Genomic DNA, 23,246 nt, shown 5'->3' with positions numbered 1-23,246 from the left:
TTAATCGGGTATTTTAACTTTTTCAGGTTCCTCACATTGAAAAGCCTTGAAATCTTCTATAGCTAATTTCAAGTCTTCTAAAAAATTGCTATTGCAACCTTTTTCTACTGCTATCTGGTAATATGCTTCCATTGCTTGGACGGAACAAATATCTGTTCCGCATATTACAAAAGCTGGAATGTCTTCTAATAGGCACTTGTGTAATAATCTTTTTTGGTCTTTCATTTTATTAATTCAAATGAAAATACCACTCTTTTATGCAGTGAGAGTGGTATTGGTTTTTATTTTTTGGTATCATAATAATGTTCTCTTATCGTCCATGCCGGGCAGAACCCGGAAAAGTACGGTATCAAATACCTTCCCGGTTTCTCTCCAGTGCAGGCAGAAAAGGTATCAATTCTACTGGTAATTTTCCTGTCCGAATATATGTTGAACCATTGCATAATTTTCACCACTGTTAGACTTATGCAGCTTATCATCAATAAAAATTTTTACTTCGACTGTCTTAGGTAGCTGTAAATTTTCAAGGTTTTCTTCATCTTTAGGTATAGGGTAGGCAGATAGCCATAAATATGTTCCTTGTTTGGCTTCTTGCTCAAATGTGAATGGACTTTCTACAATAGTTTCTTTGGCAGCTTCTTCGGGAGCTTCGGAAGAAATATCTACTCCTACTGTATAATGTATTAGAAGTTTGAAATTTTCTGGGTCGCTTACGGTAGCTTCATAACGTACTTTTCCTGTATCTCCTGTAGGTGGAGTATCAGGGTCGTTGTTATCGTCTTTATTGCATCCAGACAACATAAGGCTTAAACCAATCATTACTAATGATAAATACTTTTTCATATTGTTTCTTTTAAATAGTTGATAATTCAATGTGTATCGTTCCATTTGCAGCATTATATGCTACTTCCTCAATATTGGTGAACCGTCTTATTGATTCTTTCCATTCTTCTGTTTGTGGATTGTGGTAATATTCTTCTTCTAATAGACTTATCAAATTATTTATTTGTTTGTCAGATAGATAAATCTTTTCTCCAACCCTTGGAACTACAGGTAATTGGATTGGTATAGAAATATTGTTCACACCATCTATAGGAATATGGATGTTTATTTCTATCATAGCCATTTCATGTTTAGTATATTTTTGGACGGCTTAAATTTAACAACTTCCTTTTCTGGAACTTCTACAGGTTCTCCAGTTGCCGGATTTCTAGCTATCCGAGCTGGCTGAATAATCTTTTTGAAAGTACCAAAATCTTTTATAGAAACATCTTTTTCTCTTAGATTTTGAGATAATTCTTTGAAAAAACTATCAATTATTTCTGCTACTTCTTTTGTTGGTTTATTTGCCTTTTCAGCAACCATTTTGATTAAATCAGTCTTATTCATTTGCATATCAATAATATTTAATTACTTAAATCACTTAAACAAATTTCAGGAATAATTTGGGTATAGTCTTCTGTATCTGGTCTATAATGTATTGATTCAACTATATTGACCTCACAGATAACATCATATACCCATGCTTTAAAATTCCCTTCTAAATCATCTTCACCATCATTGAATTTATTAAAATCACTTTTAGCTTCATCTGTTAGATATTCTAATAAATTTTGATAGGTAAATTCATTCTGAAACATTATAATGTGAGGTGAAATTTCTTCGCCTATCCTTGGAAGATGCGGAAAATTCCAATCACCCTTTACCTTCATTCCTCTCTCTTTAAAAAAATGGCTATAAATTATAAATTCTATTTTCATATTAGTTTTATTTTAAAATCATCGTTCAGTACAAGCTTTCTTTCCATCGGTTGCCCGTTTTTATCATGAAATCCAGTTAACACAGGTGTTTCTTTTTTCTCGCAAAGTTCTATTGCTTCTTCGGGAGTTATAGAACGTCCTGACATTTCACGCCAAATGACAAAATCACATTTTATGGCTTCATTTCTATAGTTGGAACAATTATAGGCTTTTTTGTTTATATATAAGTTTCCTCCACACTTAGGACACTTACACAATGTATTGTCAAAAGAAATATCTAAGTTCTCTGTTAGAACCAGCCGTGAAGAAAAATCATTTCCTTCTCTTGATTTAAATCCAGTCATAAACGGTGTTTTTTTTCCTCTGGCAAGTATTTCTGCTGCTTCCAATGGTATTTCTCTTTGTGCAATAGTTTTGGGTATATAGAGGTTACAAACTCTGTTGTTGTCCTTGTCCTTTTGTGAATACCCTTTACAAGCATATCCATTTAGTAAAATTTCAATTTCTCTACCACACACAGGACACGGAGTTTCTAATACTTCATTTACGAAAGAAGGAATAACGATTCCATTTTCGATAGTCAGATATGCAGAAAAAGGAACTCCTTTTTTATTATGGAAGTCATGAAATATATCTGTTTTCCCTGTTGTTATTAATTGCCTGGCTATTTCTTCTGTAATCTCTTTTCCCCAATATGAATGATAAATATTAAATGTACATTTGTCATTCATGTTTTTGAAGTAATTACAGGAATATCCTAAACTGCCTTTCATTATGTGTCCTTTCTGGCAAATAGGGCATAAGCCTAAATCTTTGATTGTATCATTATCCATTTAATATCCTCCTTTACTAATCCATTTAATACCGTTTAAAATATTATCTACTTTTTGTTTCCCACTATTTACATATTTAAATTGTCCGGGTACAAGTGTTTTTAGTACTCCAGCCCTTTTAGCGGATTTCATTTGTCGGCATACAGCGTATGCAAGTCCTCGCATTCGTCTAAGTTCATTGACCACATGAATACATAAATCTATCCTTTGCTTATTATCCATAAGATTTTTTTCACCGCCTTGCAATGCTATATTGTTTATGTATATCATTAAATCTACACTTCGACTGATAAGCTCATACTCTGTTTTTGCAATTATGGTTAATAATTTAGGGTCTCCAACTGCATATTTAGCTGCTTCGGATTGGTATTTAGCTATGTCTCTAGCTAAGGTTGAAGCATAAATAATATCTTTTCCATTTTTCACAACTGCATTAACTGTAGAAAGATAGTTGTATGTCTTCTCCTGTAAGGATTGAATTTGATTCATTTTTTGTTGGATTAAAATTTGAAAGTTGCGGATTTTTGTTTCCTCACTTTGTATGTCTTTCAATACACCTTGTTGCTCCTGATGGGAATAAACCAATGTTCCAATCATTACCGGGTCAATGACAATAGATTGTGCTAGTCCTTTTATGTTGCCTAACAGTAACATTAGGGAAAAAAATAAAAGCACTCTTTTCATATCATTATCTGTTTGTAAATTCATATATTCCTTTTTTCTTTTTTTGTTCTTCTACTCTATTTCTGATGGTTTGAATTATATCACTATTAGCTTTAAGACCATTCATCAGTAGTTCTGGTGTTGATTTATCGCCAGAATAAATGTAGATATTGGTGTTGTTTATTAAAGACTGGATAAAACTTTGCTTTTCTTCATAATCATATACACGATATAATTCTATGTAGTTAATCCTTTTTGAAAGCACTCCTTGATATATTTTTATTTGCTCTCTAGTTATAATCCATTTTGTACAAAGTAACATTGAAATATATCTGTAGAAAATTATAAATATCAACAATACTAATATCGTTCCACTGATAAATTTTAATAATTCATGTTCTCTTATATATTTACTAAAAATGAATACGAAAATCGCTAATGTGATTAAAAGGAAATTCTTCATTAACCAATATCGGAATTTAGGCTTTAATATAATATCATCAGAAGCTATGTTTGTTCCATCATTCATAACTTAATACTTTTTTTTTGTTCATGTTGTTTCATTAGAATTTCATTGAAATCTTTTGCTTTTTCTGCTTTATGAGAAATCATAGGAGCTATTATTTTGCTTTTTTCCCTAAAACTTTCTAGTGAAACGTCATTTTTGTTAATAGTGAATTCTCTACCCTTAGTTTTAAACAGCACATCATCTTTATTTTCTTTTATTGTCATTTCTGTATTACTAATGATTCCAGACACTTTAATGTCATACAAATTACCGTTTAAATCATTATCAAAACAGGTATGTACTTTAGCTTGTGGGTATCGCAATAAAGTGTTTTTTATTTGATTAACTGAAATGTACCCTCCTACACTACAAAAAACACTTTCTTCTAATTTGATTTTGTTAGCATTGAGCTGATAGAAGCTCATAGCATCTAAAGCGGATTCTGCAAAGTATATATGTTTTGCCATTTGGGGGTGTGGGCAAAAATCAGCAATCCAAAGCGAGTTACTTTTATCACCTCCGGCAGCCATTCCTTTGAATCCATAGTTTCTTAATTCGTAATTTGTTACTTTGTTGTCTTTATCTTTTGGATTAATATAGGGAAAACCTATATTATAATAATTGCCGTTTCCTTGTAAGTCTTTAACCCTTGTGATAAATGGTAGAAACTTTTCTACGACTTGATGATTTATATTTCTTTCATTTGTGAGAAATCTTAAATCAGCGAGTGTAGTAGGAAATTCTTTATATCTATCTCTGTCAAAAGATTTGTTTTCTGCTTTTACAACTTTGAATGCTTCATATTTAGGACTATAAGGCTCATTTGCGTAATGTCCTAAAATCATATTGATTCGCACAAATGTATTTTGATGTTGGAATTGTGGGAAGTCGTTAATATGATTTTTGATGAACTGAATTAAATCTCCACCTTTATAATTCCTATCATAGTAGTGTTCTTGTACACTATGAGGATTCTTGATGATGATTTCATCCAACTTGTTACCTGCTCCGTCTGTCAGTTTAAAAACAGGCGAAACCTTTCCTTTGCTAATGTCTTGTTTATATCCTAAATCTTCAAGTATTTGAATGATGGATATTTTAGCCTTATAATCGTCAAATGTTAGCATAATATTATAGTTTCATTGTTGGAGTATCATTATTTTTTCCGTAGGTTCTACCATATCCGAGAATAGATGCTTCTTGCTTCGCTGTTGCTTTAATAGAACTATCTATTTTATCCATTTGGGTAGATATTTGTTCTCCGACAGTTTGTTTAGTAGCTTCCCTAGAGCTGGAATATGTTTTTTCTACTTCCTTGTAAGAAGCATAATCTTTAGAAAGTTTATGTTTCTCTAAAAAGGCAGCCATTTCGGTGGGTTTATCTTTAAAAATTTCATCAATCCCTTTAGCTCCTTTTTGGGCTACAAACTCTAATCTTTCTTTATCAGATATATATCTTTCTTTCCCTATTGTTTGTTCTTTCTTTTCAGTCGCTTTAATTTCTATAGTATTTGCATCTTTGATTGATAATCCATTTCTGGCATTCAAATCTAGTTTTACTTTTGCAGCTTTGTTTAGTTCCTCGTTTACAATGGTAATTTCTTTTCCATTTTTGAGATTTTCTTGCTGCATAGGAGTAAGCTCTATTCCTCCAAGTTTTTGGGGAATATGAATGTCTTTTGCTTTTATTGATACTATCTCATTAGTATCTTTGTCACGTTGGTGCAATGTTCTTTCTCCTTTTGAATTAGTCTTTACTACGACATTATCAGCTTTTAGGGCTTTTATTTCATCCTTAGTAAAGGATAAATCATTTTTTATTTCTTGTCGTTTAGGAATGAGCAAGATAGCAATCCCAGCGATTGGGTAAACTACTGTAATAGCTGCGATTGCTAGTTTTCTAGCATTGATACCATCAATTTTGATGCGTTTACCTTCTTCTTTGAAATCAATTTCGTTGGTTTTTAATTTAGATTTATTTTCAGGTGTATTCTCGGCTGTTATATATTTAAGAGTTGTTGCTTTCCCCTCAAAATGGAGTTTTCCATTTTCTGTTTTATAAGACACTTTTTCATTGTCTAGAAGTGTTCTATTACCGGGAGTATCTTCAATGGAAAAATTTAGCATACCTGTTTTTTTCCCATTTTTGATGTTTGCAATATCTTCGGGGCTTAAATTTTCCGGTTTAACTCCTACTTCATTAAACTTGTTCCAGTCTATATCAACATATGAACCTTTACCATCTAGGGTTTGGTTTTGTTCATAAGCATATCGATAAAGGTCTTCTCCTTTATATGCAATTTTATTTTCAAGGTCAATGACTGTAAATCCGTCTTTATATCCTTCATTCTTGTTAGTACCTTGTTTTATATCATCCCATTTTATAATTGCAACATTGTGGTTTTCTCGTAAATATTGGCTATATTCTTGGAAATTATTGCTAGCTTGTTCTTTATCAAAGAAACTGATTATTCTTTCTTTAGATTGCTCTAATAAAGATTCTCTATTATCTCCTAAATTGCCAAGTTTAAGTGTATTCAGTGGATAAGTATATGTTTCATTACCTTTGGAAAAGGTAATATCACCATTCCGATATTCTTCTGAATATCCAAGAATTGCTGCTATTGCTCGGAATTGTCCGGCATTTTCATAACTATATTGCAAAGCTTCAAATTTTTTCTTTTCTTCCATTTTATAATTTGAATTTATGTTCTACTTTAGATTGCGATTCATTTCCAAGTGTTGTTTTTTGTCCTTTCATGTATTCTATATATTCATTTCTGTTTTTATCAGTATGAATAGTTCCTATAATTTGTGGGTTATGCCGGTCATAAGCTATTTTCTGTTTCTGCTCGAAGTCTAGGAATTTTATTCCTCTTGGATTATTTAAATCTAATCTTATGGCAATTTTTTCTTTGTCAACATTCAAAATTAATTCCTTACCTGATTTTAGAGTTTCCTTTTGTTGCTTATCCAGCTCAACACCTTTTATGTTTGAAGGTATTGAAATACTTTTGATTTTTGTTTTAAGCAATTCGTTTGTTTCAGGGTCTAATTGTACGAGATATTTTTCATTGTTAATAGTTTTTGTTATTATCTCGTTATCTTGAAGTCGTTCTAACTCCTTTGGTTTAAGGTTTATATCATTCATTATTTCTGGTCTGACTGGATGAACTTTAACGCCAGCATTGTTGCTATCTTTCCAGTACAAACTTATTTTTCCTTTCATACTTATTTCTTCTCCATTATTATCGTGAAAAGAAAGGTCTAGTAAACTGGTTCTCTTTCCAGATAATAGAGCTGTGATATTTGCCTTATCCAAAGACCATATCTGTTTTTTTGATATTCCTATTAGTTCTAATTCTTTATATGGAATATCATTTTCATTAAAAATAGCTTGCTTTTTATCCATGTAATGTATATTTTTGCTCAAAAGTAATAAAAATATCAATATGAAGAATAAATTTATCATGTTTTTTACTTATTCATTGTTTTTTTCAGTGAATGGCTACTGTCAGTTTAATACGGTATTACAGAAAAAGGATATTCCTAAAGCGGAACCTGTATTAGCAACGACAGAAAATAAATTGATAGAAGAAAAAGAAAAGGCTGTTGTCGTCAATGATGCTTTGACTACAGAACGACTTGCATACTGGAAGCAAAGAAGGTATTTATCTTTGCCCATTGATTCAATGGTGATAACTTCCCATTATGGTAAAAGAAAAGACCCATTTACTGGAAAAATAGCAAATCATAGAGGGATAGACCTTAAAGGCAACAACGACTATGTTTATTCGATAATGCCGGGAATGGTTGTAAAAACAGGAAAAAATAAAGGGTTGGGCAATTATGTAGAAGTGCGTCATGGTGATTTTACTTCTATCTATGGGCATTTATACAGTGTGCTTGTAAATGCGAAACAAGCTGTTGAAGCTGGGCAACCAATAGGCATTAGTGGAAGTACCGGGCGCAGCACAGGAGAACACTTACATTTTCAAATGGAATACAAAGATAAAACTATAGACCCTAAGCCAATTCTTGATTATATTAATGAGGTAATCAGAACCGTTAAAGGACAAATTTCACAGCAAATAGATAATGAGTTAAGACGCAAATAAATAGAAAAAGAGGATTGGAAAAGCCAGTCCTCTCTTTTTGGAAGAATCAGAAGAAACCTTTTTTTAATCCTTTTTCTTGTCTTTGAACTTTTTCTAGTGAAGATTGAAGTTGTGACAGAGCTTCTTTCATTCCTTTTTTTACTTCAGGATTCGTTACGGATTCAATAAGCTCTTTTCCTCTTTGAATGTTAGTGTTAAGTATTTCTTTATTCTTCATCTGTTTTGAACGACTTTCATCTATAAAAATAGATGGCATACTTTTGCAACTCCATTCACCATTTACTAGATTGAAATCTTTAATTCTTTCTTTCGCTAAGTAGGTGTGGATAGAAATCTTATCTACAGCCTTATCACTGTATAATTGATTTGCAGATTTCATTAGTCCATTTACGGCTTTGTTATGTGAATCAATATCGGCTAATCGTCCTTGTCCTTTACTTAGTACTTCTTCTTGATACCTGTTGTAAAGTCCTAGTTGGGTAAACTCCTTGGGGGCTGCAATAATATATGCTTCAACTCTAAATCCTGCATCTTTAAATTTTTGTGCTGTCTTTAAAGGTACATCTGGATTTCTCATAGTTCCTTCTATAATAATATTGCATTTCCGTTTAATGGCTTCTTCTATTAGTCTTTCTGTAAAAACGCTAGAAAAAATCTGGGTTTCAATGGGGTATTTAATAGGGTCTTTTATTAGTTCCTTATTGGGGTGAAACTGTCTGTAAAGGTCACCATTAACAGTGAGAAAATCTAAGTTAGGATGGTCTTTCTTTGCAACATTTATAAGAGTGCTTTTTCCGCAAGCTGGTTGTCCACCTAAGATTATAGCAATAGGCTTTTGTGATGATATATTGATGTCCTCAAATAAGCCATCTTTTTTTTGTTCAAAGATGGCTTCTACTTCATAGCGTTGCATAATATGCTTTCAATTTAGGTGCGTAATAGTTTTGTATCTTATCCATGACTGATAAGCGCACATTTTCAGAAACTTCAAACTGCAACAATCCATTTGCTATTTTTTCTTCTGTGTTGAGAACAGAAAGTTCTTTTTGCAGTATTTTTTTTCTGTTTTCATCCTTCTCTTCTGATATTTCATCTATCTTCATCATGCGGAGTGTCCCGATAATGTCGAGCGCAACATCCAAGCTCATTTCTTTATTCATGGTTCATTATAGTTTTATGATTTATACTTCAATAGATTCTGTGAATTTTAATAATGGAATAACTTTCACTGTATGAAATGAAAGTTGGTTAAAAAGCTTATGGGTCTTTAGCATTTCAATCGCTGCATCAGCCGTAACAACACCTTGTTCATAAAGCCGGATTGTTGCATATAACTGGTCATTGGCAACGGGTCCCATTATTAAATCATAGCTGTTTTTTCCTTTTCCTCTGCGGTTATTAACTACAAACTCCAGCCACTCTTTTGTAGCCCCATCAAATCGAAGGACTGAAAACTCTCTATCAAGAATATTATCGGGGACTTCATAAACTGAAACGACCGCTTTTTTACCATGTTCCCGATTTCTTTTGAGTATTGCCCACTTCTTAGCCTGTTCAAAATTAGTTGTCGTATAGAATCCTTTTCCAAAGTCAGTAGCTTTACGCCCTTTCTGTATATTAGGGGATTTGACGGTAACTGTTGAGCCGTGATATAGTTTCATGCCTTTTTATTGATATAAGTTATTATAGTATCTAATATATACTCTGTATCTTGTGTGTGCAGCATTTCAAAATTTTCATATAGAAATTCAAAAATGCCATGATTGGAAAACAGCAAAAGAGTTTCTTTAGCACTTATATTTTTAGTTTCCCTGTAATTTTCAGCACAAAACATTTGAAAAAGCAATATCTTTGGATTGTCCTTTTGTACTTTCTTCTGTTCTGTTTTCTCTTTTTCTAATGCTTCATAAAGTGATAATGTACTTGAATACCATAGTTTTGTGTTCTCGTCCAATAATGCCTTGTACAAATTGGAAGAATATATATAGTATAACGCATCTTCTAAAGGTAGCGTTTTTCTTTTCATGACTGTATCAACCAATTCTCTCATAACAAATGGGAGCATAGCCGAACCAAGTTCATTTTGATATGTTTGATTAGTTTCCATAACTATTTATTTTCTAATTTTATATAGCTATCTTGCTGATGTCTTTAGCAAAGATAGAGAAAAAACAATCATCATAGACCTATTGTATTGATTAGTTTGTAAATAGGTTCTTTGTATTTCTTTAGATTTTTAATTTGTATAACATACTTATTGATTCCTAACTCATTAAAGATTTCTGCGTACATTTTTATTATGGATTTTCTGTAGTAGATGGTTAATCCTACTATTGCAATGCAAATAAAAATCAAATAGACTAGTTCACTATACGCATAGATTGCTAATACAAAAATTCCACCCATAGCCCATAAAAAGCTACTTAAAAGAAATCTTAAGATATTCATGATTTTGTTTGCTGTTCTTTATACTGGCAGCCAAACCAGCTTTAAAAGTTTATTTATCTCTTTATTTTCAATACTCAAAGATAGTAATTTTCTATAAATGTCGCAAATAATAGGACAATTATTTTTGTTAAAAATGGTTTTAGGTTTATAGACTGCCGAAGTTTTATTTTTCCCTAAAGTTTTTGGTATCATAATAATGTTCTCTTATCGTCCATGCCGGGCAGAACCCGGGAAAGTACGGTATCAAATACCTTCCCGGTTTCTCTCCAGTGCAGGCAGAAAAGGTATCAATTAGATGCAATCCTTTTGCTGATGGGCGATAGTTCCTGAATGGTGTCGGTATCGTTTCTTTTATGATGCAGCCGTTTTTCTGTATTCAGATATAGAGAGAAACGACACAAAGAACTTTAGGGAAAAGAAGATTCTTCGTGTTGCTCTTTCTGGAAGTGGAGTATATTAATCATATATTATATGTTTATAGGTTCATATATTATATATTCATATATTATTTATATATAGTGTTTTCTCTTTGTTCTTTTTCCCTAATGTTTTATGGTATCAATTTTTTGTGTCCGGCTTCCGGCAGCTTTTTGTATTTGGTATCAAAAGGTCGTTCTGCAGGGTGTGCCAGGAATGATAATTCGGTATCATTTCATCATGCCATGTTTGCCCATCAGTGCCGGAACTCCGAAAAGTACGGTATCAATTTCTTTCCAGACTATAAAACAAAGACCGAGAGTTTTACCTCCCGGTCTTTGTTAATAGAAATCTCTCTTTTTAATATTCATCATTTGTGATAAATATTTCTACTCTCCTATTTTTAGCACGTCCAGCTTCACTTGTATTGTCTGCAATGGGTTCGCTATATCCTTTTCCATCTTCTGTTATGTTGTTTGTTTCTATACCAGCGGTTCTAAGGTAATTTCCTACTGCTGCTGCTCTATTTTTAGAAAGTATGATATTGTATTGTTTTTCTCCTATATTGTCAGTATGCCCAATTATTTTAATCTTAGTATTGGGTATTTCACTAATGATATTACATAAGTCAGAAAGCATTTTTTGAGCTTCTTCATTTAATTCATATGAATCAAATTTGAATAGGATTTCACTTTGAGCTGTTGCTTTAAACTGTTCTTTTCCATTTTTATCTTTATAGCTGGAGATTGATAAGCCATCAATAGCTTTTAGTTTATTTCTTCTAGCTTCTATCTTTTCTTGGATAGCTTTATCTCTTTCCTCTTTAACTAATTTTGCACTTCCACCAACTATTGAAGCGGTTGAATAGTTACTATTATTTTCTATCATGTCTTTTTCTTTGTCGCTTAGTTCAGCGTTACTGAAAGTTATCATATGCGTTGAAGTACATGCGGTAAAAAATGTAACAACGAAGGCTGCTAGTATAATTATTTTCTTTTTCATGATTATCTTATTGCTATAATAGGTCTGATTTTAAATGAATTTCTTTTGCTTGTACTGGTTGCTCTTCCTTTTGTTAATGAAGAAATTAGTGCAAACACTTTAGGAGTATCTTTTCCTGCTCCATCTTCTGTAGAACTCCAGTACCAACCATCAAAGTGCGTTCCTCCAATGATTGAGAAAGAAGAATATACCTTTTCAAGATTATTAGAGATTGCTTTGTTTTGTGCGATAGAGCCAATAAACCAACCTGTAACACCTTTTGGTGCGTATTCTATAGCTTTTTGAGCTGCTGGATAAGCTAAACTATCTTTTATAGCAAAGTTCATTATTGCGGCAGTATTAGCTGCTCCATCAAAGCTGTTTTCATCTTCCGAAACATTAGCTATATCCTCGTCTGTATCTATTAAAGGATTTTCTTCTAAATCTTCTAATGAAACGGCATAAGCGGTTTCTTTTATATCAGGATTATTCCCATCATTACACCAAAATACAACTCCAATGGCTTCTTTTTCATTGGGTGAAAAAAGTGAGGGATGCACTATACTTCCATCACTACATAAGATACTACCCGGCTGTAATGATGTGTCTATAATATCTTCGTGTTTTGTACATGATGATATTACCCCTATAATGGATAATAGAATTATATATATTTTTTTCATACTTAATTATTTATTGGAAATTTGACACCTACTAATAATCCATTTCGGAAATGGTCACGTGTCCAAAAGACAAAATCATTTTTTTGCATTACAAAGACTTGCATTCCATTTCTAAATGAATAGCTATATTCTAAACCTATATCAATGGAAGCCTGAAACCCTTTTCTGTTAGCTCCTAAATCTGCTCCAAACCGCCATCTTAAATTACTGTTTTTGCCTCGTGAGATTGTAGGTTTATATGCTGCACCTATGCCGAATGTTTTATAGCTCCAGAAACTATCAGAGCATACCTTATTACATACCGGGCATTTATCATATGCTGTAGCTAAATCAATATATAGTTCATAAGCATTGTGATATTTACCTTCAAACTCCAGCCCTACAACTGCATTGACGGTATTTTTCCATTGCCAACCTCCTGAAATATTAAAAAACTTATCACCATCACCAGCCATTGACTTTAGGGAAAAAAATAAGGTGATAACAAGAAATGCTATTCTTTTCATAATCGTAAAATTTTATTCAGTAAAAGCATCTGCATGAAGAATGTCTGCATAATCAATTCTTAATGTTATAGTACGTCCTGAAATCTGTTTTTCAGATATTTCTATGGTAAGAACTTTTTCGTCTGGGAAAGTAAATTTTTCAAAGACAAAAATATTTCGATAGTTCTTCTTGAAAACAAGATTCTTATTAACTTGCATCAATGGAAGTATTTCTATAGATTGAAAATTAGTAGCCTTTGTTTGTTTTTTATCTTCTATTTTGAAGCGTATTTGGTCTATATCATATCGTATTTTTGTTTTATTAATCATAGAAATATCAATAAAGAAATACTTATCTAATGTGTAGATATTGTTTAGTACAATTTTCATTAGGTTACTTTTACTGGAAACATCATAGAATTTATTTTTTGAAATAAACATTCTATGTGCGTAATCATACATTTGTGCTTTGGTTAAGTTCACTTCTGGATTCATATAGCTACGTAAATCAGCATAAGGGATATTAAAGCGAGTGTATGCTTTTGCTAAATCGCTACTATATACTAGCATATATTGTACGAAAAATCTTTCTGTAACAATGGTGATAACTCCACTAGCTCCTTCTTTTGTGGGCTTTATTCTAAGAGAGTTACCAGTAGGAATATCGCCAACAATATCATTGACTGATATATCAACATATTTTATATCTTCCATAGCTATAAAATGCGTTGAAACATCTTTGTTGACGTATATAACCTTTAGTTCTTCTGGGTTTTCACCTGCAAGCTCGATGTTTTCTCCAATAGGGGTGTTCTGTGCATTTCCTGTAATAACAGAAACCATTGTGCATAATGCAATAAAAATCTTTCTCATATTATTGTTCTTTATCTTTGTTGTTTACTAAAAAAACTTGTGTGTTATATTTTAATTTGGCTTTGTTTTTTTTGATGTTTTTGGAAAGAGCTTGGGTTGTACTACGGTAAGCATCTTGTAAAGCACCTAAAGCGAATTGTTCTACTCCTTCTGATTGGCTGTTCATTTGTATAGTTTGGCTTCCTATTTGCGCTCCAACATCTTTACTCAAATCTCTAAAAGCTGATGAAGGAACAAAGAAACCTTCTTGTCCGTCATTATCATATACAGATAAATCTACTTTCATTTGTCTGCCATCAACCATTATAGAGGAAATATTAATGTGTACTCTTTGAGCTTTAAAGCCAGATACATTCCCATATAGGTAAGTGCCTTTAGTTAAAAGAGCGTCATTAATCATTATATCATCTAGAAGCCGTATGCGTACTCGGCTACCATCTGTTACTTTTAAAGTTTCATCTAATATAGCTGTGATTAGTGAAGTTTTTTGTTCTTTCCCTACAGTATTAAAATATACTTCTGCGGGATTTTTCGCTTTTACAACTTCTATAGCCTTTTCTTTTGGCTTTTCATCTTGTTTTTTTTGAGGTGTTCTAGGACGTGGATTTTGTAATGAATCTATATAAGCCATTTGCATTTTAAAAAGCTCCATTTCTTCTTGCATCTTGGATTTTTCAGGAGCTTTCCTAGTTTCTGTTTGACTTGATTCATCTATAGTAGGAAATCCTTTTATTTGTTGTTCCAATTCCTTTTCTCGGATTCTAGAAGCTTGATTTAAACTGTCAATTTGCCTTATTTCATCATTGGAGTAAAGAGAACCAGAACTTTCAATTTCGCTAACTTCTTCTTCTTTATCTATGGTTTGTATTGATGAATAATCAGAAGATTTATTGAAAGCTCCTTTGAGTGATTCAAATTTACTTTTTATCTCTCTTTTTTCTAAATTAGCATCAGGAATATCAAGATTTAATTCTTCCGTTTCTACTAATGTAGTTTCTTCTGCTGGGGCAGAGTTTATCATATCCTTAACTAGCCATCCTATCCCTAGAATAAAAGGTAGGATGAGTATCGGAATGATGTACTTAGGCTTTTTAATATCAATCTGTTTCATACGCTATTTATTTAATTTATTGTATAAATTTTTTATTCGTATAGTGTCTTCTGGAGTTAATTTCCCATTTTTTCTTAGCTCATTAATTTCATTTTGCATTTTAATCACTTCTAACAAGTCGTGAACTCCTACTTGTTTTTTTTGTAGGGTACTATCAATGTTAATTTGTACTTTGCTTTTTTCTTCGTTGAAAACTTGCATTGGCTTTCTTTCTGGACGCATTACTAATGATAGAATTGTGACGAAAGAAAGGAATGAAATCGTAATTCCAAACATAGCTTTACGGTGTATATCAGCCCACGCCAATAAGCGTTCACAAGCGTTATTAACTCCGAACTTTTGAAATATTTTAGTAAGAAGAACAACTGTAGCTTGCTCGGCTTTAGTCTTGATACTTTCTTTTCTATCATTCTTTTTATGTTTAAACAGTTTCATTAGAAATTCTTTTTTACTTTATAATCTAGGTCTTTGTTTAGTATCGTTTTCCAATCTGTGATAATAAGTCCATGAGGATTATTTTCAGTACGTGGAATTTGTCTTAATTTCCCTGTAGTTACAAGTTGCCTTTTTAGAATAGAGGTTTCTCGCTCTATACGTTGGATGCCATAGTACTCAAAAGATAGGTTGTTCATGTCCACCTTGATACTATCTGTCATAATTGTTACTGTTGCAGAACTCGCTAATATGGTGTTGAAATATCCTTTTTCTTTTAAATTATTATATTGTTTTAATCCGCTATCATCAATTAGATACATGGCTTTTTCCATGTTGTATTTTATAAATTCATCGTCTGGTGGTAATGTGAAAAATAAAGTGTGGAATAGATTTATGTGGCTCTTACATTCGACTTCCAAGTTGACTTCTGTACCAGTTTGTTTTACTAGTACAGGGACATCATTATCCAAAACATATATTTTTTTTCTTTCAGCTTTTACTAAAGAGAAACAAAAGGCTAGTACCATACCTGAAATAACTATACTAGTTGCAAAACAGCCAATGGATAAAATTCCGGCTAATTTGATTTTATTTTCTAAGTTTTTAATAATCATGATTATGTGAATTTAAAATTTAATGAATCTTTTTACATAGCTGCACTGGCTCCACCTGTAGCCGGAGCTGCTACAGCTTTGGTTGCGATGGCTGCTCCTCCAACCATGCCTCCTACTGCTTGCCCTACTCCAGTTGTACTTACAATCCATGTAGAAACAAAAGGTATTGTAAGCATGGCAAATGCTCCAAGTAATGCTGTAAGAAGGAAGCTATTGACACCTCCAGAGGTCATTCCGACATACATGACAAATGCAGCTTCATTTCTAAGCGCATATTCTAAAATTTCAATTTCTCTTTCTATCCCATATTGCATTACTACTAAAGAAATTGATAATACTATATATGCAATACATGAATATAAACTAACACTGACAAAACGAGCTATCCATTGTATATAAGCATCCCGAAATGCAGGTAAAACAGAGAATGCAAAAGCTAGTGGACCAAGAATAACTAATATTCCTGTGAATATGATTTGTAGGAAAAAGACAAAATAGGTACATACTTGCCAAAAAGTAACGACAATAAATTCAATGATATTAAACATTATCATTTTAACCTTAGCGACTACATATACATATAATCCAGCTATCTTGTCTCCAATAGCTGAGAAGTCTATACTAAAATCATACCATTTCTTATCCTTAACTTCATTTTCGGCTCTTTCAACTTCTAATGAAGTATGTAATAACTCTACTGCTACGCTATCAATGAGTGCATATCTATTACGAGAAAGTAATTCTACTTCTTCTATCTGATTCGTAAACATAGCCTTGCTTCGTGCTGTTAATAACTCTCCGGGATAACTGATTAGATTAATAAAGGGAATCCAGAACATAAGAACCAATCCCAGTGCGAATGGACGCAATAACGGGATAATCTCTAATTTTTTATCTCCACTCATCATTTTGAAGCTTTCTACTCCAAAATATAACAACATAAAGATTGCTGCCAATGCTTGTGCATCCGCAATAAATTCTCCGAATAGAACAGTTGTTTTATCTCTTAGTCCATCAAATAATTCAAATAAGAATTTATCTATTAACTCATTCATGGCTCATTATTGTTTTATTTATATTATTCAATCTTGTTATTAATGAAAGAACCTCTATTAGTTCTTTATCAAAATCTAAATAGGCTTCCCTTTTTTTAGAGTTACTCATATGTGAATCATGGATTATATCTATGTTCTTTTTTATTCTAGTAACTTCATCAGTTATAACTTCAACATGTTCTTTATTACCGCCATTAGAAGAATATTCGACAAGTTTTTTATTTATATCATTAAGAATATCATTTCTACGATTTTTAGTTAAAGTATATTGATAATCAATTTCTTTATCTCCAAATTTGAAGAGTTCCTGTCTATATATGGTATCAACATTATACCCTTCTTTTTCTGTTTCTGATTTATTGTACTCTACGGCTGCCATCATGGGAATTTCTTGTAACTGGAAATTACGTCTATCTTCCTTCCCGTATTTGTCGTGTAACCCTAAGCCCGGCAAAGGAATTTTAATACCCAAAACCTTTTTATACCATATCCAGTAATGATACCATTCTGGTTGTAGTCGTACTCTATCCATAAATTCCATATTATTAAGCACGCTCCATTTCCCTTTATCCTTTACAGGCATTTGGGAATAGGTATTAGAAGTACCAATAATCAACATTAGGGAAAAAAATAAAAGCACTCTTTTCATATTATCTTTTAGGTTTTACTTTATAATTCTGTAATAAATCATCAACTAATTTTGAACGATTATCTTTGTATTTAAATACCCCCGGAGCTAATGTTTGTAATACTCCATTTCTTTTTGCTGTTTTCATCTGTCGGCATACAGCGTATGCTATACCTCTCATGTTTCTTAGTTCATTAATAACATACTTAAGCAAGTCTATTCTTTGCTTATTATCCATAAGGTTTACATCTGTCCCGACAATAGCGACCTGATAAATGTATTGTGTCAAATCCGCAGTGCGATTTACTAATTCTAGCTCTGTTTTTGCTGACACCAATAATAAAGCCGGGTCACCTACAGCAAGTTCAACCATTTGTTTTTGATATTTACCAATATCTGCTGCAATATCAGTGCAGTAGATAATATCTTTTCCTGTTTTTATGATGGCTTCTACAGATTTTAGGCTATTATAAAATTTGCTTTGGAAAAATTCAATCTGAACCATTTTTTCACTGATTTGTTTTTGTATAAGGCTTATTTGAGCTTCATTCTCTTTCACTTTAGAGAAAGAAGTATGTTGCACCTTATGATTAGCTATAAGTGTTTCCATACAGGTTATATCCAAGACTGCCTTTTGCGAATATGCAACTTGGGTTAAAGTAGATGCTACCACTAAAATAAATAGGATTTTCTTCATGATATTATCTTTAACGGTTTGTAATCCATTTGTATTTATCTAGGATATACTTATATAATGGTTGTTCCCCTATGATGTTAAGTATATCTTTTAGGCTTCCATCATCGGAGTGATACCCTAGTACCTTATTGACTTGTAAAACCCAATCCATATTTTTTAATTTGGAAGATTTTAGGTCTATTATAAAATTATCCAATCCTGTTTGGAAACTACCATAAATGATATGATAATATCCAACAGCATCTTTTTCAATTCGTTCTGTAGTAAATGTGAAATATTCGTGTAGAGAAACCTCTACTCCAAATACATTTCCATAATTTCCTCTTTTTATAAATACTTCATTAAACCGATTACGGTTTTCTTTATTGGGAAGTTGATTTATGGTAAATATTTGCTTTTGATTTACTTCCGTTAGGGATAAAAGATTTGCTATTTCTTGATATTTGTCTATAAATTTACTTTGGTCTAATAGGCATATAATATCGGAGTTGCTGATTATAGAGTTTTTGACTACAGGATTACTAATTATGTCCTCCAGTTCTTGAGTAACAACCATTGCCATACCCCAAAATTTACGAACTGTTTTATACAAATAGAGTATATAGCCAGCCATCATAGGGCTAGCTATGGCTTTCCATGCTTCTTCAATTATTAATGCCTTTCTGTTCTTTTTTAATCTCATTTTTTGAATAAAAACGTCCATAATAATTAAGGTTACTATTGGAAATAATTCAGGGTCATCTTTAATTGCATCAATTTCAAAAACTATAAAGGGTTCTTCAAAAAGGGAAGTGTCAAAATCCTCATTAAGAGTTTTTTCTAACTGTCCTCCTTTATAGAATTTTTTTAATAGAAACTTATAGTTAGTAATATCAAAATCAATTTTGTTCTCTTTGCAAATGATAGGTATAATGCGTAGGGAAAATTCGTAGAAAGAGTTAAAAGATAAGCTTTCAACTTTTATTTCTTTCAATATATCTTCCTTCTTCTGGATTCGTCTTTCTATTATAGAAAGTAATCTAGTTTCAGGATTATCAAGCTCTTGGCGTGTAAAGCCTTTTTCGATGAGAATGTTTTGTATCGCTTTTTCTGCGTTGGTTTTTTCTCCGCCTTCTCCTTTTTCTACTAGTTGCTGTAATTTCTCTATTTTTTCGGAAAGTATCTTGCGTTCTTCTTTTTCCCTTTCGTTTTCAAATTCTTCTTCATTGACTTGAAATTCGAGTAGTAAATTTTCACGTATGGCTTCTTTTTCCGCATCTGAATAACCATTAAAGGGATGAAAGTAGAAAGAATAGTATTTTTCTATGGTAATATCCATAATTTCTTCTTCTTGCTTTTTGACCTCACCATTTGCACCTTTCCATATCAGGAAAATTAATGATTTAAGAAAGTTTTTCTTTTCTACATTATACTCTTCTTCAGTAATTCGGAAAGGATTCATAGATATAGGCTTGCTTTCAGAATAAGTAATGTATTTGCCATGATAGTATTCGCACATTCCTGAATAACTATGCCCTGTATCTACCAATACAATATCAGTGTTATCTAAAACCCATTGTCTTACTTTGGAGTTGACATAGAAAGACTTACCAGAACCACTTGGACCTAAAACAAAGAAGTTGGAGTTATTTGTATATTTTTTCTCACCTTCTTTCCCGGACATATCTATTCCAACAGGCAATCCTTGTCTGTCTGTAAAATAAGTAAGAAAAGGGCTGTTTTCTGTTACTTGTAATTTTTCCTTGAACAAAAGACAAATTGCAGCATCGGAAGTTGTTAGAAATTTGTCATAACTGTTTAGGTTGATTGCGTTTCCTGGCAGTGCACATTCGAATAATTCTAATTGGTTGAAGCATTGTTTATTAATAATAATGCCACAATCAAAAAGAGATGTTTCAACATAGTTGATAGCCTTACTAATATCATCAAGACCAGCAAGAATTATATTATAATGTGCATATACAAGCATTTGCCCTTCTCTGGCAATATCCGACTGCACTCGTTCTATGTCTTCTACACATAAATCATTTGCAGGGTCAGGCATTCCTTTATGTTTTTTCTTTTTGCCTTCTAATTTGTTTGCTTCGTTTCGTTGGTCTGGAATATTTATTACTTGATTATAGATAATTGTGTCTATACCTGGTGTATCATGCAAAAAAGAGAGTAAGTCAACAGGAAACCTTAGCCCAATATTGACCTCTTTATATGGTTTTATAACAGAAGGAAAATTAACTTCGTCAATATCTACAAGAGAAATGCACTGTACGTTTTTTTCTCCAATTATAAGATTTTCTTCTCTTGCTTTGATATTTTTTAGGCTTACTGTTTGCTGATTGAAATTGATAGATAGAAATCTTTTTATATATATTTCTATTTCATTTTCATTTAATAGTTTAGCTCTTATTCCTCTGTTAGCGAATAGTCCTAATACTTTTGTGATGTTTCTAATAAAAGTATCAAACCTTCGAGGGTCAAAAGAAAAGAATTTAGACCTTTCTACTTCTCCTGTAATAACAAGATAAGTAGAAATATCAGTATATATTCGTCCTTTAAAATGTTCAAAATAACGATTTGATAAATAGTCGTTCTTCCTATTCTGGGGTGGTAAAAATGATTTTTTACATAGAATATCCTGTTTTTGTATTGTATATCCAGTTCCTAATACTTTGAGGATATTAGTAAATAAGTGGTGAAAATCATAGTAAGCATCCATATCTGCTGAATACTGTATTATAGGATTTTCACATTTAATGATAACAGAATAGTCGCCCCTTCGGTTATAGAATATAGGAGTATTGTCTATTGTTTCAATACCAATATAAGGAGCTTCAAATTCACTTTTCTTTTTCATAAGCTTTATTTTTTTCTATCTCTTATAAAAGTGCGTGATACTATATATATGCCTTTTCGTTTATCTTTCCTGTGAAGCCCTTTTCTTTGTAATTGCGATGTTATTCCTAACCCTCCAAACATAACTATTACAAGAGTTATACCTCCCCACATAAAAGAAGCCAGAGTAGAAACAATAGCACATAAAAGTAAAGCACTAATAATACAAGCTCCACCGATATATATGAACTTGCCTTTAAATCCTTTGAAAATAAGGGGCTTTTGTAGCCCCTTATATACATTGTAACTTGGATACTCTTTCGACATATTAGATTCCGAAGAATGCTTTTACGACAACACCTGATACAACCAGAAAGATACATGACCCCATCCAGCCCATAACAGCCTTTTGTACATCTTGGTCACCAGAGTTCCATTTTAAATAAACTCGCACTGCTCCAACTAATCCTACTAGACCTCCTAGTATCATCATCATGTTTCCTAGGGGGTCCATGTAGGTTGCAAGTTCAGAACTAGCTGCATCAATTCCCGCAGCACCTTGTGCAAAAGTGTTAGTTACTACCATTATGCTAATGGCTAAAGCGAATGCTCTTTGAGCAATTTTTGAAAAAAACTTTTTCATTTGAATAAAAATTAGTTGTTTATTTGTTAAAATTTACGTGTGAAAACATGCTTTTCCCTTTAGCAAGAAGTTGTTCCATTGGAATACCTTGTGTTTCAACTTCCATTTCAATAGATTCATTTACAGATACATAATTCTGTTCAGATTCTTTTTTTTCATCTTCTTTTTCGTATGAGCCTGTTTCAAAATCTTCATCTACAACTTTGTGAGGTATTTCTTCTTCCTCTCCTATTGAAATAATTTCTTCTTCTTCACCTGTATTGGTTTTGCTTTGCTTTAGGAAAGCATCATACAGGATGTTTGCAGCGTAGTAAACTACATAAATGGCAAATACAGCCATGATAAATTGTGAATAACTCATATTCTTAAATTTAAAAGTTTCATTAATCGACCCTTTTTCTGTACTTTTGATTTATAATAGTACTAGAGGTAATAACAGGGGGGAAAGCCCTAGTTTAAAATAGTTTCGCGAATAGTTGAATTTATGAAACTTGGATTTAAATAAAATGGAGATAATAGGCTACGCTCGTGTTTCAACGAGGGAACAGAATTTAGATTTGCAGCTAGATGCTTTAAAAGAAGCCGGATGCAAACTTATATTTGAGGAAAAAGTATCAGGAGTAAAGGATAGACCCGAATTAGATAAAGCCCTTGCATATTTGCGAGAAGGTGATACTTTTGTTATCTGGAAGCTAGATAGATTAGGACGTTCTTTGAAAGATTTAGTTTATATAGTTGATTGTTTGCAGAAAAGAAAAATTGCATTCAAAAGCATAGTTGATGGTATTGATACTAATAGTGCTTTAGGAAGATGTCAATTTGGAATTTTTGCTTCATTGGCTGAATATGAACGTGAAATAATAGTAGAACGAACTAGGGCTGGATTACAAGCTGCAAAAGAACGAGGGAAACTTACGGGACGACCTATAGGGTTATCGGAAGATGCAAAGAGAAAAGCTATAGCAGCAAAGCGTTTATATGAAAATCGGGATTATTCTATAGATGAAATATGTAGAATTTTACACATTGGAAGTAAGGCTACTTTGTATAGGTATTTACGTTATGAAAAAGTAAGATTGATGAATAGAAGAAATAAATAGGGCGTTACCTTTCAGGTCGGGCTTTTCGCTGCAAGTCCTCGCTACGCTGTGGGCTTTCCGCTGCAATCCCTAACGCATTTTCCCACCCACCCTTCTAAGGTATATCCAATGCTTTGCTTTTTTCACCGCTTCTATGAAGCACCTACAAAAGCAAGGCATTGGATATTCGGTTTTATAGACTTCATGTTCCCTAAAGGGAATATTCCGTTTATAAAACCTTATCTCTCACCCAAAATATATAAAACTTTAGGGAAAAGATAATACGTTAAAAATCAGCCGATTATAAACTATTTTTAACAAAAATAATTGTCTTATTATTTGCGACATTTATAGAAAATTACTATCTTTGAGTATTGAAAATAAAG

Annotated in this window: 31 protein-coding genes; 2 read left to right on the top strand and 29 right to left on the bottom strand. The window is 32.3% G+C overall.

What is annotated here, in order from left to right; all coding sequences use genetic code 11:
- From DW182_RS21200 to DW182_RS21150, 11 genes are all read right to left on the bottom strand, one after another.
- A complete protein-coding gene (locus tag DW182_RS21200; protein ID WP_004295344.1) occupies positions 1-225 on the bottom strand; it encodes a hypothetical protein in 225 nt (74 codons plus the stop codon).
- A 174-nt stretch (positions 226-399) separates the two neighbouring features.
- Positions 400-843: a hypothetical protein gene (locus DW182_RS21195; RefSeq protein ID WP_007559162.1), complete on the bottom strand. Its 444-nt coding sequence runs from the start codon at positions 841-843 to the stop codon at positions 400-402.
- 10 nt (positions 844-853) lie between these two features.
- Complete coding sequence (locus tag DW182_RS21190; RefSeq protein ID WP_004295341.1) at positions 854-1,126, bottom strand: hypothetical protein; 273 nt, start codon at positions 1,124-1,126, stop codon at positions 854-856.
- On the bottom strand, positions 1,117-1,395 hold the full coding sequence (locus DW182_RS21185) for an HU family DNA-binding protein (protein WP_004295340.1): 279 nt from the start codon (positions 1,393-1,395) through the stop codon (positions 1,117-1,119). The genes DW182_RS21190 and DW182_RS21185 overlap by 10 nt, the downstream gene beginning before the upstream one ends.
- Before the next feature lie 11 nt (positions 1,396-1,406).
- The gene (locus DW182_RS21180) at positions 1,407-1,760 is read right to left on the bottom strand and encodes a hypothetical protein (protein ID WP_004295339.1); all 354 of its coding nucleotides are present in this window, start codon (positions 1,758-1,760) and stop codon (positions 1,407-1,409) included.
- Complete coding sequence (locus DW182_RS21175) at positions 1,757-2,593, bottom strand: topoisomerase C-terminal repeat-containing protein (protein WP_007559158.1); 837 nt, start codon at positions 2,591-2,593, stop codon at positions 1,757-1,759. The genes DW182_RS21180 and DW182_RS21175 overlap by 4 nt, the downstream gene beginning before the upstream one ends.
- Positions 2,594-3,301, bottom strand: coding sequence for a hypothetical protein (locus DW182_RS21170; RefSeq protein ID WP_007559156.1), 708 nt, complete (start codon positions 3,299-3,301; stop codon positions 2,594-2,596).
- The gene (locus DW182_RS21165) at positions 3,282-3,785 is read right to left on the bottom strand and encodes a PH domain-containing protein (protein WP_005647342.1); all 504 of its coding nucleotides are present in this window, start codon (positions 3,783-3,785) and stop codon (positions 3,282-3,284) included. Before DW182_RS21165 ends, DW182_RS21170 begins: the two co-directional genes overlap by 20 nt.
- Entirely contained in the window at positions 3,782-4,891 is a 1,110-nt protein-coding gene (locus DW182_RS21160; protein ID WP_007559154.1) for a toprim domain-containing protein, read from the bottom strand. Before DW182_RS21160 ends, DW182_RS21165 begins: the two co-directional genes overlap by 4 nt.
- Before the next feature lie 4 nt (positions 4,892-4,895).
- Positions 4,896-6,455 (bottom strand): DUF3945 domain-containing protein, encoded by a 1,560-nt coding sequence (locus DW182_RS21155; RefSeq protein WP_007559152.1) that lies wholly within the window; start codon positions 6,453-6,455, stop codon positions 4,896-4,898.
- Between the two features lies 1 nt (position 6,456).
- Positions 6,457-7,176, bottom strand: a complete 720-nt coding sequence (locus tag DW182_RS21150; RefSeq protein WP_029425721.1) for a DUF4099 domain-containing protein — start codon at positions 7,174-7,176, stop codon at positions 6,457-6,459.
- A gap of 40 nt (positions 7,177-7,216) precedes the next feature.
- Here DW182_RS21150 and DW182_RS21145 point away from each other — a divergent pair, with 40 nt between their 5' ends.
- Positions 7,217-7,882, top strand: a complete 666-nt coding sequence (locus tag DW182_RS21145; protein WP_007559149.1) for a M23 family metallopeptidase — start codon at positions 7,217-7,219, stop codon at positions 7,880-7,882.
- Positions 7,883-7,928: 46 nt separating this feature from the next.
- Here the strand turns inward: DW182_RS21145 and DW182_RS21140 are convergent, their stop codons facing one another.
- From DW182_RS21140 to DW182_RS21045, 18 genes are all read right to left on the bottom strand, one after another.
- Positions 7,929-8,795 carry a zeta toxin family protein gene (locus tag DW182_RS21140; protein WP_007559145.1) on the bottom strand — a complete coding sequence of 289 codons (867 nt, stop codon included), beginning with the start codon at positions 8,793-8,795 and terminating at the stop codon, positions 7,929-7,931.
- Positions 8,782-9,042: a hypothetical protein gene (locus tag DW182_RS21135; protein WP_005647331.1), complete on the bottom strand. Its 261-nt coding sequence runs from the start codon at positions 9,040-9,042 to the stop codon at positions 8,782-8,784. The genes DW182_RS21140 and DW182_RS21135 overlap by 14 nt, the downstream gene beginning before the upstream one ends.
- A 21-nt stretch (positions 9,043-9,063) precedes the next feature.
- Positions 9,064-9,543 (bottom strand): DUF3990 domain-containing protein, encoded by a 480-nt coding sequence (locus DW182_RS21130; protein WP_005647329.1) that lies wholly within the window; start codon positions 9,541-9,543, stop codon positions 9,064-9,066.
- The gene (locus DW182_RS21125) at positions 9,540-9,989 is read right to left on the bottom strand and encodes a DUF3791 domain-containing protein (RefSeq protein ID WP_010539473.1); all 450 of its coding nucleotides are present in this window, start codon (positions 9,987-9,989) and stop codon (positions 9,540-9,542) included. Before DW182_RS21125 ends, DW182_RS21130 begins: the two co-directional genes overlap by 4 nt.
- A gap of 1,118 nt (positions 9,990-11,107) precedes the next feature.
- On the bottom strand, positions 11,108-11,749 hold the full coding sequence (locus tag DW182_RS21110; RefSeq protein WP_007559135.1) for an OmpA family protein: 642 nt from the start codon (positions 11,747-11,749) through the stop codon (positions 11,108-11,110).
- A gap of 2 nt (positions 11,750-11,751) precedes the next feature.
- The gene (locus DW182_RS21105) at positions 11,752-12,411 is read right to left on the bottom strand and encodes a hypothetical protein (protein WP_007559134.1); all 660 of its coding nucleotides are present in this window, start codon (positions 12,409-12,411) and stop codon (positions 11,752-11,754) included.
- A gap of 2 nt (positions 12,412-12,413) precedes the next feature.
- Positions 12,414-12,917 (bottom strand): hypothetical protein, encoded by a 504-nt coding sequence (locus tag DW182_RS21100; protein ID WP_007559132.1) that lies wholly within the window; start codon positions 12,915-12,917, stop codon positions 12,414-12,416.
- A 12-nt stretch (positions 12,918-12,929) separates the two neighbouring features.
- Complete coding sequence (traN, locus tag DW182_RS21095; protein WP_004295380.1) at positions 12,930-13,769, bottom strand: conjugative transposon protein TraN; 840 nt, start codon at positions 13,767-13,769, stop codon at positions 12,930-12,932.
- A 1-nt stretch (position 13,770) separates the two neighbouring features.
- Complete coding sequence (traM, locus tag DW182_RS21090; RefSeq protein WP_007559128.1) at positions 13,771-14,880, bottom strand: conjugative transposon protein TraM; 1,110 nt, start codon at positions 14,878-14,880, stop codon at positions 13,771-13,773.
- Positions 14,881-14,883: 3 nt separating this feature from the next.
- Positions 14,884-15,315, bottom strand: a complete 432-nt coding sequence (locus DW182_RS21085) for a hypothetical protein (RefSeq protein ID WP_007559125.1) — start codon at positions 15,313-15,315, stop codon at positions 14,884-14,886.
- The gene (traK, locus tag DW182_RS21080) at positions 15,315-15,929 is read right to left on the bottom strand and encodes a conjugative transposon protein TraK (RefSeq protein WP_005647312.1); all 615 of its coding nucleotides are present in this window, start codon (positions 15,927-15,929) and stop codon (positions 15,315-15,317) included. The genes DW182_RS21085 and traK overlap by 1 nt, the downstream gene beginning before the upstream one ends.
- A gap of 32 nt (positions 15,930-15,961) precedes the next feature.
- Positions 15,962-16,984, bottom strand: coding sequence for a plasmid transfer protein (locus tag DW182_RS21075; protein ID WP_007559121.1), 1,023 nt, complete (start codon positions 16,982-16,984; stop codon positions 15,962-15,964).
- Positions 16,977-17,633 (bottom strand): hypothetical protein, encoded by a 657-nt coding sequence (locus DW182_RS21070; RefSeq protein ID WP_007559119.1) that lies wholly within the window; start codon positions 17,631-17,633, stop codon positions 16,977-16,979. The genes DW182_RS21075 and DW182_RS21070 overlap by 8 nt, the downstream gene beginning before the upstream one ends.
- A 1-nt stretch (position 17,634) precedes the next feature.
- The gene (locus tag DW182_RS21065; RefSeq protein ID WP_004295374.1) at positions 17,635-18,309 is read right to left on the bottom strand and encodes a hypothetical protein; all 675 of its coding nucleotides are present in this window, start codon (positions 18,307-18,309) and stop codon (positions 17,635-17,637) included.
- Between the two features lie 10 nt (positions 18,310-18,319).
- Positions 18,320-21,160 carry a hypothetical protein gene (locus DW182_RS21060; RefSeq protein WP_007660146.1) on the bottom strand — a complete coding sequence of 947 codons (2,841 nt, stop codon included), beginning with the start codon at positions 21,158-21,160 and terminating at the stop codon, positions 18,320-18,322.
- A 5-nt stretch (positions 21,161-21,165) separates the two neighbouring features.
- Positions 21,166-21,465 (bottom strand): hypothetical protein, encoded by a 300-nt coding sequence (locus tag DW182_RS21055; protein WP_004295371.1) that lies wholly within the window; start codon positions 21,463-21,465, stop codon positions 21,166-21,168.
- A gap of 1 nt (position 21,466) precedes the next feature.
- Positions 21,467-21,781, bottom strand: a complete 315-nt coding sequence (locus DW182_RS21050) for a DUF4134 domain-containing protein (RefSeq protein ID WP_004295370.1) — start codon at positions 21,779-21,781, stop codon at positions 21,467-21,469.
- A gap of 19 nt (positions 21,782-21,800) precedes the next feature.
- Positions 21,801-22,142: a hypothetical protein gene (locus DW182_RS21045; RefSeq protein ID WP_007559113.1), complete on the bottom strand. Its 342-nt coding sequence runs from the start codon at positions 22,140-22,142 to the stop codon at positions 21,801-21,803.
- A 145-nt stretch (positions 22,143-22,287) separates the two neighbouring features.
- Here DW182_RS21045 and DW182_RS21040 point away from each other — a divergent pair, with 145 nt between their 5' ends.
- Positions 22,288-22,881 (top strand): recombinase family protein, encoded by a 594-nt coding sequence (locus tag DW182_RS21040; RefSeq protein ID WP_007559111.1) that lies wholly within the window; start codon positions 22,288-22,290, stop codon positions 22,879-22,881.
- Positions 22,882-23,246 lie beyond the last annotated feature (365 nt).

Origin of the sequence: Bacteroides sp. AM16-24 (assembly GCF_003471885.1) — a bacterium.
In the GTDB taxonomy this organism is placed as follows: domain Bacteria; phylum Bacteroidota; class Bacteroidia; order Bacteroidales; family Bacteroidaceae; genus Bacteroides.
Note: the sequence above shows the minus strand (reverse complement) of the source record. Positions and strands in the feature narration are given on the sequence as shown.

Coding starts and splice junctions, on each gene's coding strand:
- DW182_RS21200 (WP_004295344.1), bottom strand. CDS start 225: ATGAAAGACCAAAAAAGATTATTACACAAGTGCCTATTAGAAGACATT.
- DW182_RS21195 (WP_007559162.1), bottom strand. CDS start 843: ATGAAAAAGTATTTATCATTAGTAATGATTGGTTTAAGCCTTATGTTG.
- DW182_RS21190 (WP_004295341.1), bottom strand. CDS start 1,126: ATGGCTATGATAGAAATAAACATCCATATTCCTATAGATGGTGTGAAC.
- DW182_RS21185 (WP_004295340.1), bottom strand. CDS start 1,395: ATGCAAATGAATAAGACTGATTTAATCAAAATGGTTGCTGAAAAGGCA.
- DW182_RS21180 (WP_004295339.1), bottom strand. CDS start 1,760: ATGAAAATAGAATTTATAATTTATAGCCATTTTTTTAAAGAGAGAGGA.
- DW182_RS21175 (WP_007559158.1), bottom strand. CDS start 2,593: ATGGATAATGATACAATCAAAGATTTAGGCTTATGCCCTATTTGCCAG.
- DW182_RS21170 (WP_007559156.1), bottom strand. CDS start 3,301: ATGAATTTACAAACAGATAATGATATGAAAAGAGTGCTTTTATTTTTT.
- DW182_RS21165 (WP_005647342.1), bottom strand. CDS start 3,785: ATGAATGATGGAACAAACATAGCTTCTGATGATATTATATTAAAGCCT.
- DW182_RS21160 (WP_007559154.1), bottom strand. CDS start 4,891: ATGCTAACATTTGACGATTATAAGGCTAAAATATCCATCATTCAAATA.
- DW182_RS21155 (WP_007559152.1), bottom strand. CDS start 6,455: ATGGAAGAAAAGAAAAAATTTGAAGCTTTGCAATATAGTTATGAAAAT.
- DW182_RS21150 (WP_029425721.1), bottom strand. CDS start 7,176: ATGGATAAAAAGCAAGCTATTTTTAATGAAAATGATATTCCATATAAA.
- DW182_RS21145 (WP_007559149.1), top strand. CDS start 7,217: ATGAAGAATAAATTTATCATGTTTTTTACTTATTCATTGTTTTTTTCA.
- DW182_RS21140 (WP_007559145.1), bottom strand. CDS start 8,795: ATGCAACGCTATGAAGTAGAAGCCATCTTTGAACAAAAAAAAGATGGC.
- DW182_RS21135 (WP_005647331.1), bottom strand. CDS start 9,042: ATGAATAAAGAAATGAGCTTGGATGTTGCGCTCGACATTATCGGGACA.
- DW182_RS21130 (WP_005647329.1), bottom strand. CDS start 9,543: ATGAAACTATATCACGGCTCAACAGTTACCGTCAAATCCCCTAATATA.
- DW182_RS21125 (WP_010539473.1), bottom strand. CDS start 9,989: ATGGAAACTAATCAAACATATCAAAATGAACTTGGTTCGGCTATGCTC.
- DW182_RS21110 (WP_007559135.1), bottom strand. CDS start 11,749: ATGAAAAAGAAAATAATTATACTAGCAGCCTTCGTTGTTACATTTTTT.
- DW182_RS21105 (WP_007559134.1), bottom strand. CDS start 12,411: ATGAAAAAAATATATATAATTCTATTATCCATTATAGGGGTAATATCA.
- DW182_RS21100 (WP_007559132.1), bottom strand. CDS start 12,917: ATGAAAAGAATAGCATTTCTTGTTATCACCTTATTTTTTTCCCTAAAG.
- traN (WP_004295380.1), bottom strand. CDS start 13,769: ATGAGAAAGATTTTTATTGCATTATGCACAATGGTTTCTGTTATTACA.
- traM (WP_007559128.1), bottom strand. CDS start 14,880: ATGAAACAGATTGATATTAAAAAGCCTAAGTACATCATTCCGATACTC.
- DW182_RS21085 (WP_007559125.1), bottom strand. CDS start 15,315: ATGAAACTGTTTAAACATAAAAAGAATGATAGAAAAGAAAGTATCAAG.
- traK (WP_005647312.1), bottom strand. CDS start 15,929: ATGATTATTAAAAACTTAGAAAATAAAATCAAATTAGCCGGAATTTTA.
- DW182_RS21075 (WP_007559121.1), bottom strand. CDS start 16,984: ATGAATGAGTTAATAGATAAATTCTTATTTGAATTATTTGATGGACTA.
- DW182_RS21070 (WP_007559119.1), bottom strand. CDS start 17,633: ATGAAAAGAGTGCTTTTATTTTTTTCCCTAATGTTGATTATTGGTACT.
- DW182_RS21065 (WP_004295374.1), bottom strand. CDS start 18,309: ATGAAGAAAATCCTATTTATTTTAGTGGTAGCATCTACTTTAACCCAA.
- DW182_RS21060 (WP_007660146.1), bottom strand. CDS start 21,160: ATGAAAAAGAAAAGTGAATTTGAAGCTCCTTATATTGGTATTGAAACA.
- DW182_RS21055 (WP_004295371.1), bottom strand. CDS start 21,465: ATGTCGAAAGAGTATCCAAGTTACAATGTATATAAGGGGCTACAAAAG.
- DW182_RS21050 (WP_004295370.1), bottom strand. CDS start 21,781: ATGAAAAAGTTTTTTTCAAAAATTGCTCAAAGAGCATTCGCTTTAGCC.
- DW182_RS21045 (WP_007559113.1), bottom strand. CDS start 22,142: ATGAGTTATTCACAATTTATCATGGCTGTATTTGCCATTTATGTAGTT.
- DW182_RS21040 (WP_007559111.1), top strand. CDS start 22,288: ATGGAGATAATAGGCTACGCTCGTGTTTCAACGAGGGAACAGAATTTA.